The sequence below is a fragment of the Pseudomonas sp. LBUM1670 genome, assembly GCF_059695695.1.
The window spans coordinates 4,594,362-4,612,250 of the sequence record NZ_CP166783.1; the positions used below are offsets into that span (position 1 = coordinate 4,594,362).

General features: G+C 59.7%; 13 protein-coding genes and 1 pseudogene. 11 read left to right on the plus strand and 3 right to left on the minus strand.

Annotated features, from left to right (window positions below):
• The first annotated feature begins 22 nt into the window (after window positions 1–22).
• The 10 genes from glpK (at window position 23) to ACA073_RS20980 (ending at window position 11,797) form a co-directional block, all read left to right on the plus strand.
• Entirely contained in the window at window positions 23–1,528 is a 1,506-nt protein-coding gene (glpK, locus tag ACA073_RS20935) for a glycerol kinase GlpK (RefSeq protein ID WP_497399184.1), read from the plus strand.
• 95 nt (window positions 1,529–1,623) lie between these two features.
• A complete protein-coding gene (locus ACA073_RS20940; protein ID WP_007916700.1) occupies window positions 1,624–2,379 on the plus strand; it encodes a DeoR/GlpR family transcriptional regulator in 756 nt (251 codons plus the stop codon).
• A 294-nt stretch (window positions 2,380–2,673) separates the two neighbouring features.
• On the plus strand, window positions 2,674–4,212 hold the full coding sequence (gene glpD / locus ACA073_RS20945; RefSeq protein ID WP_497399186.1) for a glycerol-3-phosphate dehydrogenase: 1,539 nt from the start codon (window positions 2,674–2,676) through the stop codon (window positions 4,210–4,212).
• A 441-nt stretch (window positions 4,213–4,653) separates the two neighbouring features.
• A complete protein-coding gene (locus tag ACA073_RS20950; protein ID WP_497399188.1) occupies window positions 4,654–5,568 on the plus strand; it encodes a glutamate/aspartate ABC transporter substrate-binding protein in 915 nt (304 codons plus the stop codon).
• A gap of 351 nt (window positions 5,569–5,919) precedes the next feature.
• Window positions 5,920–6,666 (plus strand): amino acid ABC transporter permease, encoded by a 747-nt coding sequence (locus ACA073_RS20955; protein WP_497399190.1) that lies wholly within the window; start codon window positions 5,920–5,922, stop codon window positions 6,664–6,666.
• Window positions 6,666–7,337, plus strand: coding sequence for an amino acid ABC transporter permease (locus ACA073_RS20960; protein WP_497404172.1), 672 nt, complete (start codon window positions 6,666–6,668; stop codon window positions 7,335–7,337). The genes ACA073_RS20955 and ACA073_RS20960 overlap by 1 nt, the downstream gene beginning before the upstream one ends.
• Window positions 7,334–8,068 (plus strand): amino acid ABC transporter ATP-binding protein, encoded by a 735-nt coding sequence (locus ACA073_RS20965; protein ID WP_186530234.1) that lies wholly within the window; start codon window positions 7,334–7,336, stop codon window positions 8,066–8,068. Before ACA073_RS20960 ends, ACA073_RS20965 begins: the two co-directional genes overlap by 4 nt.
• Before the next feature lie 164 nt (window positions 8,069–8,232).
• On the plus strand, window positions 8,233–10,134 hold the full coding sequence (gene aauS / locus ACA073_RS20970) for a two-component sensor histidine kinase AauS (protein WP_497399191.1): 1,902 nt from the start codon (window positions 8,233–8,235) through the stop codon (window positions 10,132–10,134).
• Window positions 10,131–11,459: a two-component response regulator AauR gene (aauR, locus tag ACA073_RS20975; RefSeq protein WP_497399193.1), complete on the plus strand. Its 1,329-nt coding sequence runs from the start codon at window positions 10,131–10,133 to the stop codon at window positions 11,457–11,459. The genes aauS and aauR overlap by 4 nt, the downstream gene beginning before the upstream one ends.
• A gap of 8 nt (window positions 11,460–11,467) precedes the next feature.
• Window positions 11,468–11,797, plus strand: coding sequence for a GlpM family protein (locus ACA073_RS20980; protein WP_497399195.1), 330 nt, complete (start codon window positions 11,468–11,470; stop codon window positions 11,795–11,797).
• Window positions 11,798–12,006: 209 nt separating this feature from the next.
• On the opposite strand, the gene ACA073_RS20985 is transcribed toward ACA073_RS20980, so the two are convergent.
• From ACA073_RS20985 to metE, 3 genes and pseudogenes are all read right to left on the minus strand, one after another.
• The gene (locus ACA073_RS20985) at window positions 12,007–12,672 is read right to left on the minus strand and encodes a DsbA family oxidoreductase (RefSeq protein ID WP_497399197.1); all 666 of its coding nucleotides are present in this window, start codon (window positions 12,670–12,672) and stop codon (window positions 12,007–12,009) included.
• Between the two features lie 550 nt (window positions 12,673–13,222).
• The gene (locus tag ACA073_RS20990) at window positions 13,223–14,254 is read right to left on the minus strand and encodes an alpha/beta fold hydrolase (RefSeq protein WP_497399199.1); all 1,032 of its coding nucleotides are present in this window, start codon (window positions 14,252–14,254) and stop codon (window positions 13,223–13,225) included.
• Between the two features lie 245 nt (window positions 14,255–14,499).
• A pseudogene (gene metE, locus ACA073_RS20995) lies at window positions 14,500–16,797 on the minus strand (5-methyltetrahydropteroyltriglutamate--homocysteine S-methyltransferase); the annotation flags it as partial.
• Window positions 16,798–16,906: 109 nt separating this feature from the next.
• On the opposite strand from metE, the gene metR reads away from it, so the two are divergent.
• Window positions 16,907–17,824, plus strand: a complete 918-nt coding sequence (gene metR / locus ACA073_RS21000; RefSeq protein WP_497399201.1) for a transcriptional regulator MetR — start codon at window positions 16,907–16,909, stop codon at window positions 17,822–17,824.
• The last annotated feature ends 65 nt before the right edge of the window (window positions 17,825–17,889 follow it).

Sequence of the window (17,889 nt, forward strand, 5' to 3'; positions counted from 1 at the left end):
TATTTCGTCCAAGGCAATCGACATGACCGACATTCAGAATAAGAACTACATCATTGCCCTCGATCAGGGTACGACCAGCTCCCGCGCGATCATTTTCGACCGCGACGCGAACGTGGTTTGCACCGCCCAGCGCGAATTCGCCCAGCATTACCCGCAAGCCGGCTGGGTCGAACATGACCCGATGGAAATCTTCGCCACCCAAAGCGCCGTGATGGTCGAGGCCCTGGCGCAAGCCGGCCTGCATCACGACCAGGTGGCCGCCATCGGCATCACCAACCAGCGTGAAACCACCGTGGTCTGGGACAAGACCACCGGCCGCCCGATCTACAACGCGATCGTCTGGCAGTGCCGCCGCAGCACCGAGATCTGCCAGCAACTCAAACGCGACGGCCACGAGCAATACATCAGCGACACCACCGGCCTGGTCACCGACCCGTACTTCTCCGGCACCAAACTCAAGTGGATCCTCGACAACGTCGAAGGCAGCCGTGAGCGTGCGCGCAAAGGCGAGCTGCTGTTCGGCACCGTCGACAGCTGGCTGATCTGGAAATTTACCGGCGGCAAGGTGCACGTCACCGACTACACCAACGCCTCGCGCACCATGCTCTTCAACATCCACACCCTGGAGTGGGACGCGAAGATGCTGGAGGTGTTGGATATTCCGCGCGAGATGCTGCCGGAAGTTAAGTCCTCGTCGGAAATCTACGGCCATACCAAAAGCGGCATCGCCATTGGCGGTATCGCCGGCGACCAGCAAGCCGCCCTGTTCGGCCAGATGTGCGTGGAGCCAGGCCAGGCGAAAAACACCTACGGCACCGGCTGCTTCCTGCTGATGAACACTGGCGACAAAGCCGTGAAATCCAAGCACGGCATGCTCACCACCATCGCGTGCGGCCCGCGTGGCGAAGTGGCCTACGCGCTGGAAGGCGCGGTGTTCAACGGCGGCTCAACCGTTCAGTGGCTGCGTGACGAACTGAAGATCATCAACGACGCCCACGACACCGAATACTTCGCCAACAAGGTCAAGGACAGCAATGGCGTCTATCTGGTGCCGGCCTTCACCGGCCTGGGCGCTCCGTACTGGGATCCGTATGCCCGTGGCGCCCTGTTCGGCCTGACCCGCGGCGTACGCGTGGATCACATTATTCGTGCAGCGCTGGAGTCGATTGCCTACCAGACGCGCGACGTGCTCGACGCCATGCAACAGGATTCCGGCGAACGCCTGAAAGCCTTGCGCGTGGATGGCGGTGCAGTGGCGAACAATTTCCTGATGCAGTTCCAGGCCGACATTCTCGGTACTCAGGTCGAGCGTCCGCAAATGCGCGAAACCACAGCACTCGGCGCGGCTTACCTCGCCGGCCTGGCATGTGGCTTCTGGGGCAGCCTGGACGAGTTGCGCGGCAAGGCCGTTATCGAACGCGAATTCGAACCGACGCTGGACGAAACCGCGAAGGAAAAACTCTACGCCGGCTGGAAAAAAGCGGTCAGCCGCACTCGTGATTGGGAACCTCATGAAGGCGCTGAATAAGCCAACGTAAGTACTCGTATCTGCATGTAACTGGTAGGGAGCAGATTCCTGCGGCATCATGGGCAAATTTTGCACGGCAGCCCAAAGGAAGCCCCATGAATCTGCCTCCCCGTCAGCAGCAAATCCTCGAACTGGTCCGCGAACGCGGCTATGTCAGCATCGAGGAAATGGCCACGCTGTTCGTCGTTACACCGCAGACCATCCGCCGCGACATCAATCAGCTCGCGGAAGCCAATTTGTTGCGTCGCTACCATGGTGGCGCAGCCTACGATTCCAGTGTCGAAAACACCGCCTACGCCATGCGCGCCGATCAGATGCGCGATGAAAAGCAGCGTATTGGCGAAGCCATTGCTGCGCAGATTCCCGATCATGCCTCGTTGTTTATCAACATCGGCACGACAACGGAATCGATTGCCCGGGCACTGCTCAACCACAACCACCTGAAGATCATCACCAACAACCTGCACGTGGCTTCGATGCTCAGCGCCAAGGACGACTTCGACGTTCTGTTGACCGGCGGCAATGTGCGGCGTGACGGGGGTGTGGTCGGTCAGGCGAGTGTCGACTTCATTAACCAGTTCAAGGTCGATTTTGCGCTGGTCGGCATCAGCGGTATCGATGAAGACGGCAGCCTGCTGGACTTCGATTATCAGGAAGTGCGGGTATCGCAAGCGATCATTGCCAATGCACGACAAGTGATTCTGGCGGCGGACTCCAGCAAGTTCGGGCGCAATGCCATGATTCGTCTGGGACCGATCAGTTTGATTGATTGCCTGGTGACGGATCAGCAGCCTGTGCCGGCGTTGGCGCAGTTGTTGAGTCAGCACAAGATTCGACTCGAAGTGGTTTAACCCCCTCCCCTGTGGTAAGAGCACTCTCCTGTGGCGAGGGGATTTATCCCCGTTGGGCTGCGCAGCGGCCCCAATCTGACGACTGCTTCGCAGCCGAACGGGGATAAATCCCCTCGCCACAGTTGTTCTTCGCAACGACCTAAATGTTCGTAAATTTTCCTTTACCCGCCCTTCGATGAGTTTTTTCAATCGAAGTTGACTGGCCGTGCGCGCCTATATGGGCTACCATTTTCGCAAATGAACATTCATGTTCGAATTCCAATACCGAAAATCAAAAGAGCCCGAGGCCAGCCGATGCCCACTTCTACCTTGCCTACGCCCCCTCTCGCTGAGGTCTACGACATTGCCGTCATCGGTGGCGGGATCAATGGTGTGGGGATCGCAGCGGATGCCGCCGGCCGCGGTCTCTCGGTGTTCCTTTGTGAAAAGGACGATCTGGCCAGCCATACCTCGTCGGCCAGCAGCAAGCTGATCCACGGCGGCCTGCGCTACCTCGAACATTACGAATTCCGTCTGGTGCGTGAAGCCCTCGCCGAGCGCGAAGTGCTGTTGGCCAAGGCTCCGCACATCGTCAAGCAGATGCGTTTCGTGCTTCCGCACCGCCCGCACCTGCGTCCCGCGTGGATGATCCGCGCCGGCCTGTTTCTGTATGACAACCTGGGCAAACGAGAAAAACTGGAAGGTTCGAAAAGCCTGAAGTTCGGCGCGGACAGTCCGCTGAAAAGCGAAATCACCAAAGGCTTCGAATACTCCGATTGCTGGGTCGACGATGCTCGCCTGGTGGTACTGAACGCCATGGCCGCCCGCGAGAAAGGCGCCCACGTTCACACCCAGACCCGTTGCGTCAGCGCTCGTCGCTCCAAAGGCCAGTGGCATCTGAACCTGGAACGCGCCGACGGCAGCCTGTTTTCGATTCGCGCCAAGGCATTGGTGAATGCGGCCGGTCCGTGGGTCGCCAAGTTCATTCGTGACGACCTGAAGATGGAATCGCCCTACGGCATCCGCCTGATCCAGGGCAGTCACCTGATCGTGCCGAAACTGTATGAAGGCGAACACGCGCACATTCTGCAAAACGAAGATCAGCGCATCGTGTTCACCATCCCGTACCTGAACCACTTCACCCTGATCGGCACCACCGACCGCGAATACACCGGCGATCCGGCGAAGGTGGCAATCACCGAAGGTGAAACCGATTACCTGTTGAAAGTGGTCAACGCCCACTTCAAAAAGCAGATCAGCCGCGACGACATCCTGCACAGCTATTCCGGTGTTCGTCCGCTGTGCAATGACGAATCCGACAATCCGTCGGCCGTCACCCGCGACTACACCCTGGCCTTGTCGGGCACTGGAGAAGAAGCGCCATTGCTGTCGGTATTCGGTGGCAAGCTGACCACCTACCGCAAACTGGCCGAGTCCGCGCTGGCACAACTGGCGCCGTACTTCACGCACATCAAGCCGAGCTGGACCGCCACGGCGACCCTGCCGGGTGGCGAAGACATGACCACCCCGCAAGCGCTGAGCTCGCGGATTCGTGACCAGTTCGACTGGGTGCCGACTGAAATCGCCCGCCGCTGGGCCACCACCTACGGTAGCCGCACCTGGCGCATGCTCGAAGGCGTGCAGAACCTCAGCGATTTGGGTGAACACATTGGCGGCGGTCTCTACAGCCGCGAAGTCGATTACCTGTGCAGCGAAGAATGGGCGACCACGGCGCACGACATTCTGTGGCGCCGCAGCAAGCTCGGCTTGTTCACCACGGCGGCCGAGCAGCAGAAACTCGCGGACTACCTGAGTAAGGTCGAGCACAACCGCAGCAAGATCGAAGCGGCCTGATCGGGAATCCGGTTAAAACAAAGCCCTTGAATTGAGAGATTCAGGGGCTTTTTGCATTCTGCCAGACACCACAGATCCAATGTGGGAGCGGGCTTGCTCGCGAAGGCGGTGTGTCAGCCAACATCACCGTGACTGACACACCGCCTTCGCGAGCAAACCCGCTCCCACAGGGGAAGTGCCAGGCACAATATTCGGTTTTCCGAACGCGACCTGCCGGTCGATTCGGTTAACCGGATTCCTGATTGAAAAAAATCACATAAAAAATAATAAATATCGTTATAAATCAATAGCTTGATCAGTTGCGCCTGGCCTGGCATGAGTCATGCTCTACACTCTTGGACGAATGCTTTGTTGCGCGGACTTTCAGAAGCCAACAGACATTCGAAGCACAAAAGGGCCGGTGAACTGGCTCCATATAAAAACAATGTCGAGGAAAATTTGATGCGCATCGTTCCCCATATCCTGGGCGCAGCCATTGCTGCCGCTCTGATTACCACTCCAGTTTTCGCTGCCGAACTCACCGGCACACTGAAGAAGATCAAAGAGTCCGGTGTCATCACCCTCGGGCATCGTGACGCTTCCATTCCGTTTTCCTACATCGCGGACGCTTCCGGCAAACCGGTTGGCTACTCCCACGATATCCAGCTGAAAATCGTTGAAGCCATCAAGAAAGACCTGGACATGCCGAACCTCCAGGTCAAATACAACCTGGTGACCTCGCAAACCCGTATCCCGCTGGTGCAGAACGGCACCGTGGACGTCGAGTGCGGCTCCACCACCAACAACGTCGAGCGTCAGCAGCAAGTTGACTTCTCCGTTGGCATCTTCGAAATCGGCACCCGTCTGCTGTCCAAGAAAGATTCCACGTACAAGAACTTCGACGACCTGAAAGGCAAGAACGTCGTGACCACCGCGGGCACCACGTCTGAGCGCCTCCTGAAGTCGATGAACGCCGACAAGCAGATGGGCATGAACGTCATCTCCGCCAAAGACCATGGCGAATCCTTCCAGATGCTGGAATCGGGCCGTGCTGTCGCTTTCATGATGGACGACGCGTTGCTGGCCGGTGAAGCGGCAAAAGCCAAGAAGGCGAGTGACTGGGAAGTGACCGGCGATCCACAGTCGTACGAAATCTACGGCTGCATGGTCCGCAAGGGCGACGAGCCGTTCAAGAAGGCTGTGGATGACGCGATCGTCGCCACCTACAAGTCCGGCGAGATCAACAAGATCTACGAAAAATGGTTCATGCAGCCAATCCCGCCAAAAGGCCTGAATCTGAACTTCCCGATGAGCGACGAGCTCAAGGCCTTGATCGCCAATCCGACCGATAAAGCGGCTGACGACAAGAAATCCTGATTTCTGACTAACCTTACCTCCTGAGAGGGCCGTTGCCCTTCCAGGAGGTTGTCACTCCCTGCTGGCATTTTTGGAAACACTCGAATCGGTTGCTGTCGAGCCGCTCGTGTGTGCCTGATCGAAGTGGCCTGTACGGTCAGTTCGTTAGCTCAAATTCGGTGCCGGATGTTCATATCCAAGGCGCTGTGACGAGTCATAGCCCGCTATGGCGAGGAACAGCAACGCAGGAGATGGACTTCCGGCGCCGGAGTTGAGCTGACAGAACTGACCACACAGGCCACCTGATCGGGCGGGAACGGAGCTTCCCCAGACGGGCACTTGTACATCGATCGAATCCGAGGGGAGACCCTAATGAATTACAACTGGGACTGGGGCGTGTTCTTCAAGTCCACCGGCGTGGGCAGCGAGATTTATTTCGACTGGTACCTCTCCGGTTTGGGCTGGACCATCGCCATCGCCATCGTGGCCTGGATCATCGCCCTGACGCTGGGCTCGATTCTGGGCGTCATGCGCACCGTACCGAATCGCATCGTATCGGGCATCGCGACCTGCTACGTCGAACTCTTTCGTAACGTGCCGCTGCTGGTTCAGCTGTTCATCTGGTACTTCCTGGTGCCCGACCTGCTGCCGCAAAACCTGCAGGACTGGTACAAGCAGGACCTGAACCCGACCACCTCGGCTTTCCTCAGCGTTGTTGTCTGCCTGGGCTTGTTCACCACTGCTCGCGTTTGCGAACAGGTGCGCACGGGCATTCAGGCGTTGCCGCGCGGTCAGGAATCCGCCGCTCGCGCCATGGGCTTCAAGCTGCCCCAGATCTACTGGAACGTGCTGCTGCCCCAGGCCTATCGGATCATCATTCCGCCGCTCACCTCGGAATTCTTGAACGTGTTCAAGAACACCTCCGTCGCCTCGCTGATTGGTTTGATGGAGCTACTCGCACAGACCAAGCAAACCGCCGAGTTCTCCGCGAACCTGTTCGAAGCCTTTACCCTGGCGACGCTGATCTACTTCACCCTGAACATGAGCCTGATGCTGCTGATGCGTATGGTCGAGAAGAAAGTCGCCGTACCGGGCCTGATCTCCGTAGGGGGTAAATGATGGAATTCGACTTCTCGGGCATCATCCCGTCCCTGCCGGGCTTGTGGAACGGCATGGTCATGACCCTGCAACTGATGGCGCTGGGCGTCGTCGGCGGGATCATCCTCGGCACGATCCTCGCGCTGATGCGCCTGTCCCACAGCAAACTGCTGTCGAACATTGCCGGCGCCTACGTCAACTACTTCCGTTCGATCCCGCTGCTGCTGGTCATCACCTGGTTCTACCTGGCGGTGCCGTTCGTGCTGCGCTGGATCACCGGCGAAGACACCCCGATCGGCGCGTTCGCTTCGTGCATCGTGGCGTTCATGATGTTTGAAGCGGCGTACTTCTGCGAAATCGTCCGCGCCGGCGTTCAGTCCATTCCCAAGGGTCAGATGGGCGCTGCCCAGGCCCTGGGCATGAATTACGGCCAGATGATGCGTTTGATCATCCTGCCGCAAGCGTTCCGCAAGATGACCCCGCTGCTGCTGCAACAGAGCATCATCCTGTTCCAGGACACCTCGCTGGTCTACGCGGTCGGTCTGGTGGACTTCCTCAACGCCTCGCGTGCCAGTGGCGACATCATCGGTCGCTCCAATGAGTTCCTGATCTTCGCAGGTCTCACGTACTTCACAATCAGCTTTGCCGCCTCGCTGCTGGTCAAGCGTCTGCAAAAAAGGTTTGCCGTATGATCTCTATCAAGAATGTCAACAAGTGGTATGGCGACTTCCAGGTACTGACTGATTGCAGCACCGAGGTCAAAAAAGGCGAAGTGATTGTGGTGTGCGGGCCGTCCGGCTCTGGCAAATCCACCCTGATCAAATGCGTCAACGCGCTGGAACCGTTCCAGAAAGGCGACGTGGTGGTCGATGGCACGTCCATCGCCGACCCGAAGACCAACCTGCCGAAACTGCGTTCGCGCGTCGGCATGGTGTTCCAGCATTTCGAACTGTTCCCGCACCTGACCATCACCGAAAACCTGACCATCGCGCAGATCAAGGTGTTGGGCCGCAGCAAGGAAGAAGCCACCAAGAAAGGCCTGCAGCTGCTTGAGCGTGTCGGCCTTTCGGCGCACGCCCACAAGCATCCGGGCCAGCTCTCCGGTGGTCAGCAACAGCGCGTGGCGATTGCCCGTGCGCTGGCGATGGACCCGATCGTCATGCTGTTCGACGAACCGACCTCGGCGCTCGACCCTGAGATGGTCAACGAAGTGCTCGACGTGATGGTGCAACTGGCCCACGAAGGCATGACCATGATGTGCGTAACCCACGAAATGGGCTTCGCCCGTAAAGTGGCGGATCGGGTGATCTTCATGGACGCGGGCAAGATCATCGAAGACTGTCCGAAAGAAGAGTTTTTCGGCGACATCAGCGCTCGCTCCGAACGTGCGCAGCATTTCCTCGAGAAGATTCTGCAGCACTAAGAAAGACACCGCTCCCCAAATGTGGGAGCGGGCTTGCTCGCGAAGGCGGTTGATCAGTCAACATTGATGTCGCCTGACACGACACCTTCGCGAGCAAGGCCGCTCCCACACTGGATCGGTGGTGGCTTGGAGATTTGTGTTGTGGTTGACCCAAGGCATCTGTGATGAAATGCGACCCCACTCTCTATCGCGCTGCGCCGCCATCACTCGCCGTGAAACCCCGTCTGATTCGTCATCTGTTCCTGCCGCCGCTGATCATCGCCCTGATGATCGGATTGGGTTACCTCGGCTTCTGGGTCAGTGAACACTACGGGATCCGCAGCCTCAGCGAGAACGGTCAGCGTCAGCTCGAACTGCACGCCCGCGCCGTCGAAAGCGAGATCAGCAAATACACCTACCTGCCCAGCCTGCTGGAACTTGAATCCAGTGTGTCCAGGCTGATGGCCGATCCGTCGCCGGAACACCGGCAAACGGTCAATGAATACCTCGAAGGCCTGAACCGGCGCAGCCGCAGTCGGGCCATCTACGTGATGGACACTACCGGCCGTGTCATGGCCACCAGCAACTGGCGCGACGTCGACAGTTACCTCGGTGAAGACCTGTCCTTCCGCGCCTACTTCCAGAACGCCGTTCGCGGCCAGCCGGGGCGCTTCTATGGGATCGGCAGCACCAGCGGCGAACCCGGTTACTACCTGGCGCATGGCCTGGAAGAACACGGCAAGATCATCGGCGTCGCGGTGGTCAAAGTGCGCCTCGAAGCGATGGAAGAACGCTGGCAACGAGCGCGCCTGGAAGCCTTCGTCAGTGATGAAAACGGCATCATCATTCTGTCCAGCGATCCGGCGCGACGGCTCAAATCAGTCGTTCCGTTAAGCGACGAAACCAAAGAAAAACTCGCCCGCAGCCTTCAGTACTACTGGTTCCCGCTGAACGAACTGCAACCGCTGGCCCGTGAAAAACTGGCCGAAGGCGAGGAAAAGCTGACTTTCCCGGCCAACAGCGAAGTGGAGTCCGACCAGGAGGACATCAGCTACCTCTCGCAAACCCGGCCCTTGAGCGACACCCCGTGGAATTTCACCCTGCTCACGCCGTTGCAGGATTTGCGCCGCGAAGCGATCAATCAGGGGATTCTGGTCGCCGTGGCGTTTGCCCTCGTGGCGTTCCTGCTGATCGCCTGGAACGAGCGCCGCAAGGTGATCGCCACTCGCCTCGCCGCCCGGGAAGCCCTGCAGGAAGCCAACAATCAACTGGAGCGTCGGATTACCGAACGCACCACCGACCTGCGCGCCAGCAACGAACGGCTCAAGGGCCAGATCCGTGAACGGCGGCACGCTGAAGAGACGCTGCGCCGTGCTCAGGATGAACTGGTGCAGGCCGGAAAACTCGCGGCCATCGGCCAGATGTCCACCAGCATCGCCCACGAATTGAACCAGCCACTGGCCGCGCTGCGCACCTTGTCCGGCAATACCGTGCGCTTTCTGGAACGTGGCCAGTTGGACGTGGCCAGCACCAACCTCAAGACCATCAACGAATTGATCGACCGCATGGGCCGGATCACCGCCAGCTTGCGTTCCTTCGCCCGACGGGGTGACGACAAGGGGCAAGCCTGCCTCGGCAAAGCGGTAGACGCTGCACTGCAACTGCTTGGCGGACGAGTCGAAAGTGTTCATCTGCAAGTGCATCGCGAATTCGCCGATGTGCAGGTGCAGATCGACCAGACACGCCTGGAGCAGATTCTGGTCAACCTGATTGGCAATGCCCTCGACGCCATGCACGCCCAACCCTTGCCGGAGCTGTGGCTGGAAGGCGAGGAATTCGACGGCAAATATCGCCTGCGGGTACGCGACAACGGTCACGGCATCGACGCCGAAGCGCGCAAGCATCTGTTCGAACCGTTCTTCACCACCAAACCCGGCGAGCAGGGCCTGGGCCTCGGCCTGACCTTATCCGCCAGCCTGGCCGCCGCGACGGGCGGACATTTGGGTGTCGAACACCCGGCCAGCGGTGGTACCACCTTCGTCCTCAGTTTACCGTTGGTAAGCCCTACTCCTGCCGAGCCAATATGAACAACGACCTTAGTGTGCTGATCGTCGAAGACGACCCCCATGTGCTGCTCGGCTGCCAACAGGCGCTGACCCTGGAAGACATTCCCTGCGTCGGCGTGGGCAGCGCCGAAGAAGCGCTGGAGCGGGTCGGCGACAATTTTGCCGGCATCGTCATCAGCGACATCCGCCTGCCGGGCATCGATGGCCTCGAACTGCTGACCCGGCTCAAGGCTCGCGATCGCAGCCTGCCGGTGGTGTTGATTACCGGTCACGGTGACATCTCCATGGCCGTCGGCGCGATGCAGAAAGGCGCTTATGACTTCATGGAGAAACCCTTCTCCCCGGAACGTCTGGTGGATGTGGCGCGGCGCGCGCTGGAGCAACGCAGCCTGGCGCGGGAAGTCTCTTCGTTGCGCCGGCAACTGGCGGAGCGGGATTCTCTGGAAGGCCGGATCATCGGTCGCTCGCCAGCGATGCAGAACCTGCGGGAACTGATCGCCAATGTCGCCGACACCTCGGCCAATGTGCTGATCGAAGGCGAGACCGGCACCGGTAAAGAACTGGTTGCGCGTTGCCTGCACGATTTCAGTCGGCGACACACCAAGCAGTTCGTTGCGCTGAACTGTGGCGGTCTCCCGGAAAACCTGTTCGAAAGCGAAATCTTCGGCCACGAAGCCAACGCCTTCACCGGCGCCGGCAAGCGGCGGATCGGCAAGATCGAACACGCCGACGGCGGTACGCTGTTCCTCGACGAAGTAGAAAGCATGCCGCTGCCGTTGCAGATCAAACTGCTGCGGGTGTTGCAGGAGCGCACCCTCGAACGCCTCGGCTCCAACCAGAGCGTGGCGGTGGATTGCCGGGTGATCGCGGCGACCAAGTCCGACCTCGACGAGTCGAGCAAGGCGGGTGAGTTTCGCAGCGACTTGTACTACCGCCTTAACGTGGTGACCCTGGAATTGCCGCCGCTGCGCGAACGGCGCGAAGACATCCTGCAACTGTTCGAACATTTCCTGCAGCAGTCATCACTGCGCTTCGACCGTGCGGTGCCGGATCTGGACAACCAGACCCTGTCGAACCTGATGAGCCATGACTGGCCGGGTAATGTGCGCGAATTGCGCAACGTCGCCGAGCGTTTTGCCCTGGGACTGCCGGCCTTCAAGAAATCCGGCGCCAGCGGCAGCAATCAGGGCCTGGCCTTCGCCGAAGCGGTGGAAGCCTTCGAACGCAACCTGCTCGTCGATGCCTTGCAACGTAGCGGCGGCAACCTGACCCAGGCCAGCCTGGAATTGGGGATGGCCAAGACCACCCTGTTCGACAAAGTGAAGAAGTACGGGCTGAGCCACTGATGGACCTGATGCTCAAAGCAACCCTGGGCGCGGCGGTGGTGTTGATCCTCGCTGCGCTGGCCAAGACCAGAAACTATTACATCGCCGGCCTGGTGCCGCTGTTTCCGACCTTTGCGCTGATTGCGCATTACATCGTCGGCAAAGGGCGCTCGCTGGACGATTTGAAGACCACCATCGTGTTTGGCATGTGGTCGATCATTCCGTACTTCATCTACCTGGCGACGTTGTATGTGATGGTGGATCGTATGCGGCTGGAGGCTTCACTCGCCGTCGCGGCGTTGGCGTGGTTGATGGCGGCGACGGTGTTGGTCAGCGTGTGGGTGCGCTTTCAAGCCTGACCACAATTCCCTGTGGGAGCGGGCTTGCTCGCGAAGGCGGTGTATCAGTCAGTATCAATATTGACTGATACACCGCCTTCGCGAGCAAGCCCGCTCCCACAGGGGATTTTCGTTTACTGCCCTGCGCCTGCGTCAGCGCGTCTTCAAAGGCACCGGCGCCGTTTTCTGCGCACAGCCAGCCCAGGTGACACGGAGGAAAGTGACAGAAATCAGCTGACCGTACCGCCTTTCGTTTCGCTCATGATCTGCCGAATCGCCCCGACAAAGGTTTCCACCGGTTGCCCGCCGCTGACCGCGTACTGCCCGTTGAAGACAACGGTCGGCACCGAACTGACGCCACGGGACAGCCACACCTGCTCTTCCTCGCGCACTTCGCTGGCGAACTCGTCCGACCCAAGGATCGCCTCGGCCCGCTGCCGGTCCAGGCCAACGCTTTGCGCGATCTGCGCCAACTGACCGTGGTCGGAAGGATTGCCGCCATCTGTGAAAAACGCCTTGAACAGCGCCTCCTTCAAATTGAACTGCAACCCTTCCAGCCCCGCCCAGTACAGCAAGCGGTGAGCATCGAAGGTGTTGTAGATGCGGCTGTTGCCATCAATGCGAAAGGCAAAACCGACTTCGGCGCCGCGTGCGCGAATCATTTCGCGGTTCTGTTGCGATTGCTCCGGGGTCGAACCGTATTTCTCGGTGATGTGTTCGGTGATGTTCTGCCCTTCGGGGCCCATCTTCGGGTTCAGCTCGAACGGCTGGAAACGGATTTCGGCCCGGACCTCATCGCCCAACACATCCAGGGCCTTGGTCAGGCCGTACAGGCCAATGACGCACCAGGGGCAGGAAACGTCGCTGACGAAATCGATTTTCAGGGGGGCACTCATCACACACCTCGCAGGCTGAACACAGGCCGGAAAAGGATGAACGATACACCTGTGGAAGCGAATTTGTGCGGGAGACAGCGAGTACATCGGCGGGAAATTGGTCGGCCGTCAGGCCGCCTTCGCGAGCAAGCTCAACTCCTGCAAAAGCAGATCGGCGTACACCAACCAAACCACGAGATCGAGCGTTAGCTCGCCTTGCGCTTTTGATCTTGCTTTTGATCTGCCCGCCCCTTCGGGAGGCCGAGTGGAGGTTCTGCGCAGTGGGCAGCCCGGCATGGATGCCGGGCTAGCCGCCCCCGGCCATGGATGGCCGATGGCGGCGGGCCCACGGAGCAGGACCGGAGCGAGGGAACGCCGAGCCTAAGCGAGGGGCCGGACGCTGGGGCAAGACTTTTTGGTTCCTTTTGTGGCGTTTGACAAAAGGGACTCGCCGTCAGGGCGAAACCCTAAGTAGCCGTTACCGCAGAAATGGATATGTACACCCGAAAGAAAATGGTCGGCTGTCAGGCCGCCTTCGCGGGCAAGCCCGCTCCCACAGTGGATTGAGGTGTTACAGAAGGTTGTGTTCCACCACGGGATCGATTTGCGCCCAATGCGAAGTGTCCTCGCGATGAGCCTGCAAATAAGGCAACACGGCGCCGAGCAACGGTGCTTTGAAAGCCTCCTGAAAACGATGGGCCAACCCGGGAATCAGCTTCAACTGACTACCGTGAATATGCGCCGCCAAATGCACCCCGTGCATCACCGGCAACAGCGGATCGGCGGTGCCGTGCACCACCAGCGTCGGCACGCGCAACTGATTGAGCAACGCCACCCGACTCGGCTCCGCGAGGATCGCCATGATCTGGCGCTTCACGCCCTCGGGGTTGAATGCGCGGTCATAGGACTGCGCCGCCTGATGCAACAGTGCCTGCCGATCATCGCTCACTGTCGGGCTACCCAACGCCGCGAGCAAATCAGCCTGCTGCTCCAGCGCCACTTCACGATTCGGTGCACCCCGGCGCGACAGCAACTGCACCAGTGCCGCACTCGGTGCCGGCAAGCCTTCGGCGCCGGAACTGGTCATGATCAGCGTAAGGCTCTCGATCCGCTGCGGCGCCATGGCCGCCATGTGCTGGGCGATCATCCCGCCCATGCTCGCGCCCAGCACGTGGAATTGATTGACGTGCAACGCATCCATCAAACCCAGCGCATCGTCGGCCATGTCCGTCAGTGAATACGGCGCCGCCACCGGCAATCCGAGTTTGTAGCGCAGCACTTCGAAGGTCAGGTTGGCGTCGACTGGCGCCTGTCGCCAGGTGGACAGGCCGACATCGCGATTGTCATATCGAATCACCCGAAAGCCTTGCTGGCACAGCGCGACCACCACCTCGTCCGGCCAGTGAATCAACTGCCCGCCCAGCCCCATCACCAGCAGCAGCGCCGGATCCGAGGCACGGCCGATGCTCTGGTACGCCAGGCTCACCTGCGCCAGATCGACGTGTTCGGTCGGAACATTCACATCACAACGAGAGGCCGCCAGGGATGGCAGGCTGAACAATGCGCCCAGAAAAATGGCCACTGATAAAAACAAAGCACGCATGAAAAAACACCAAAACGCAGAACCCCAGTAGAGCGCGAGTCTGATGAAGTTTGTTCAAGCGCGCTGCCACAGTTCCATGACAGTTTGATGAAGAGTGCTGAACGGTCATATTTGAGACCGAGTTGCCTGCTTCGCGAGCAAGCCCGCTCCCACATTCGACCGTATTTCTACTGAAAAAACTCGGTCGAATGTGGGAGCGGGCTTGCTCGCGAAGGCGCCGGAATGGACGCCGCTGATTTAAGCCAACGCAACTGCCGCGCCGCCGCCACCATATTCACCAACGCGGCCTCCGTCTCCGGCCACGCGCGGGTTTTCAAACCGCAATCCGGGTTCACCCACAACCGCTCCGCCGGAATCCGCTTCACCGCTTTGCTCATCAACTTGACCATCTCCGCCGTGTCCGGCACCCGTGGCGAGTGAATGTCATACACACCCGGGCCGATGTCGTTCGGGTAGTCGAACGCTTCGAAGGCCTCCAGCAATTCCATGTCCGAACGCGAGGTTTCGATGGTGATCACATCAGCATCCATCGCCGCAATGGACTCGATCACGTCATTGAACTCGCTGTAGCACATGTGGGTATGGATCTGGGTTTCATCCCGCACACCGGAAGCACTCAAGCGGAACGCTTCCACCGCCCAGTCCAGGTATTCCTGCCATTGCGCCCGACGCAGCGGCAAACCTTCGCGAAACGCCGCTTCGTCGATCTGCACGATCTTGATGCCGGCATTTTCCAGGTCCACCACCTCGTCACGCAGGGCCAACGCCAACTGCTGGGCCTGGATTTTGCGCGAAACGTCTTCACGCGGGAACGACCACATCAGCATGGTCACGGGACCGGTGAGCATGCCTTTCATGACCTTGTCGGTCAGGCTCTGCGCATAGGTGATCCAGTCGACGGTCATGGCGTTCGGACGGCTGAGGTCACCGTAGATGATCGCCGGTTTGACGCAGCGCGAACCGTAGCTCTGCACCCAGCCGAAGCGGGTGAAGAGATAACCCTCAATCTGCTCGGCGAAGTACTCGACCATGTCGTTGCGTTCGGCCTCCCCGTGTACCAGGACGTCCAGTCCCAGGCGTTCCTGGACTTGCACGGCGTGGCGGATTTCGCTGTGCATGGCGTCGGTGTAATCGTTGGCCGACAGCTTGCCTTGCTTGAACGCCTGACGCGCCAGACGGATCGAACCGGTCTGCGGGAACGAGCCGATGGTGGTGGTCGGGAACGCCGGCAGTTTCAACCGCGCACGTTGTTGCTCGATGCGTTTGGCAAACGGCGAATGGCGTTGGCTGTCGGCTGCACCGATGGCGTCGATGCGTGCTTGGACTTCAGCTTTATGGATACGCGGCGACTCGGCGCGGCCGGCCTGAATCGCGCGGCTTTGGACCAGCGCGGCTTGCACCTTGGGTGATTGCGGATCGTTAAGCGCATCCCGCAGCACCGCAATTTCGCCACACTTCTGCACGGCAAACGCCAGCCAGCTTTTCAGTTCCGGGTCGAGCTTGTCTTCACGCTCCAGGTCCACCGGGCTGTGCAACAGCGAACAGGAACTGCTGACCCACAGGTTGTCGCCAAAGCGTTCCTGAGCAGGTTGCAGTTGCGCAAGGGCTTGCTCAAGTTCGCAGCGCCAGACGTTGCGGCCGTTGACCAGGCCCACTGACAGAATCTTGTAGGTCGGCAAACGATCGAGCACCTGGCCGAGTTGATCCGGCGCCCGCACCGCGTCGATGTGCAGGCCTTGTACCGGCAGGCTGACCGCCAGACCGAGGTTGTCTTCCAGACCGCTGAAGTAGGTCGCCACCAGTTTTTTCAGCGGCGAGTATTGAAGGATGTGGTAAGCGCGTTCGAACGCATTTTTCCAGGCTTGTGGCAGGTCGAGGGTCAGGATCGGCTCGTCGATTTGCACCCATTCAACGCCTTGCGCGGCGAGGCGACCGAGGATTTCGCCGTAGATCGGCAGCAGGCGTTCCAGCAGGTCGAGCTTGTCGAAGTCGTTGCCTTTGGCCTTGCCCAGCCACAAGTACGTCAGCGGGCCGATGATGACGGGTTTGACGTTGTGGCCGAGGGCCTTGGCTTCTTCAACTTCGTCGAACAGCTGCTCCCAGCTCAGCTTGAACTGCTGGTCAGCGCTGAGTTCCGGGACCAGGTAGTGGTAGTTGGTGTCGAACCACTTGGTCAGTTCCTGAGCGTATTGCGCCTTGTCGTGATCGCCGCCGCAGCAGGTTGCCGTGGCGCCACGGGCCATGGCGAACAGCGTGTCCAGAGTCGGCAAGCCTTTGGCATTTTTGGCGCTGTCGAAACGCTCGGGGATCACACCGAAGGTCAGGGAATGGGTCAGCACCTGGTCGTACCAGGCGAAGTCACCGACCGGCAACAGATCGATGCCGGCGTCTTTCTGCAATTGCCAGTGGGTGGCGCGCAGTTGGCGGCCGACGTTTTTCAGCGCGTCCTGATCGAGATCGCCCTTCCAGTAGGATTCGAGGGCTTTTTTCAGTTCGCGGTCCGCGCCGATGCGTGGAAAACCGAGTGTGTGGGCCAGCGCCATGGTGAATTTCTCCCTGTAAAAGATGGCGCTATTGTCGACAGCCAACCCAACATGAGACAAACTCAACCTTTTCGTGTTGATCACAAGTTTTCCTCATGGAGCCCCGCCGGTGCTTGAAATCCGTCACCTGAAGACCCTGCACGCCCTGCGCGAAGCCGACAGCCTGGTCGATGCCGCCGACCGTCTGCACCTGACGCAATCGGCCCTGTCCCACCAGTTCAAGGAGCTTGAGGAACGACTGGGGATGCCGCTGTTCGTGCGCAAGACCAAACCGGTGCGATTCACCAGCGCCGGTTTGCGCCTGCTGCAACTGGCCGACGCCACCCTGCCGTTGCTGCGCGGCGCCGAGCGCGATATCGCGCGGCTGGCCGGTGGCACCGCGGGGCGTTTGCACATGGCGATCGAGTGCCATAGTTGCTTCCAGTGGCTGATGCCGACCATCGACCAGTTCCGCGATGCCTGGCCGGAAGTCGAACTGGACCTGGCGTCAGGCTTCTCTTTCGCTCCGTTACCGGCCCTGGCCCGTGGCGATCTGGACCTGGTGGTGACCTCCGATCCGCTGGAAATCGCCGGCATCACGTATGTGCCGCTGTTCACTTATGAAGCGATGCTCGCGGTGGCCAACCAGCATCGTTTGGCGAGCAAGGCGTATATCGTGCCGGAAGACTTGCTGACCGAGACCTTGATCACTTACCCGGTGGAGCGTGATCGGCTGGACATCTTCACCCGCTTCCTTGAGCCGGCCGATATCGAACCGGCCCAGGTCCGAACCTCGGAACTGACGGTGATGATGATGCAACTCGTGGCCAGCGGCCGCGGCGTGTGCGGCATGCCACACTGGGCGCTGCATGAATACAGCTCGCGGGGGTATGTGAAGGCCAAGCGGCTGGGTGAGAAAGGGCTGTTTGCAACGTTGTACGCGGGAATTCGCGCAGACATGCTGGATGCGCCGTACATGCGCGATTTTCTGCTGACGGCGAAGGACACGTCGTTTTCGACACTCGACGGTGTCAGCGCGGTTAAATAGGAAGACACAAACCCTGTGGGAGCGGGCTTGCTCGCGAATGCGGTCTGACATTCAGCATTGATGTT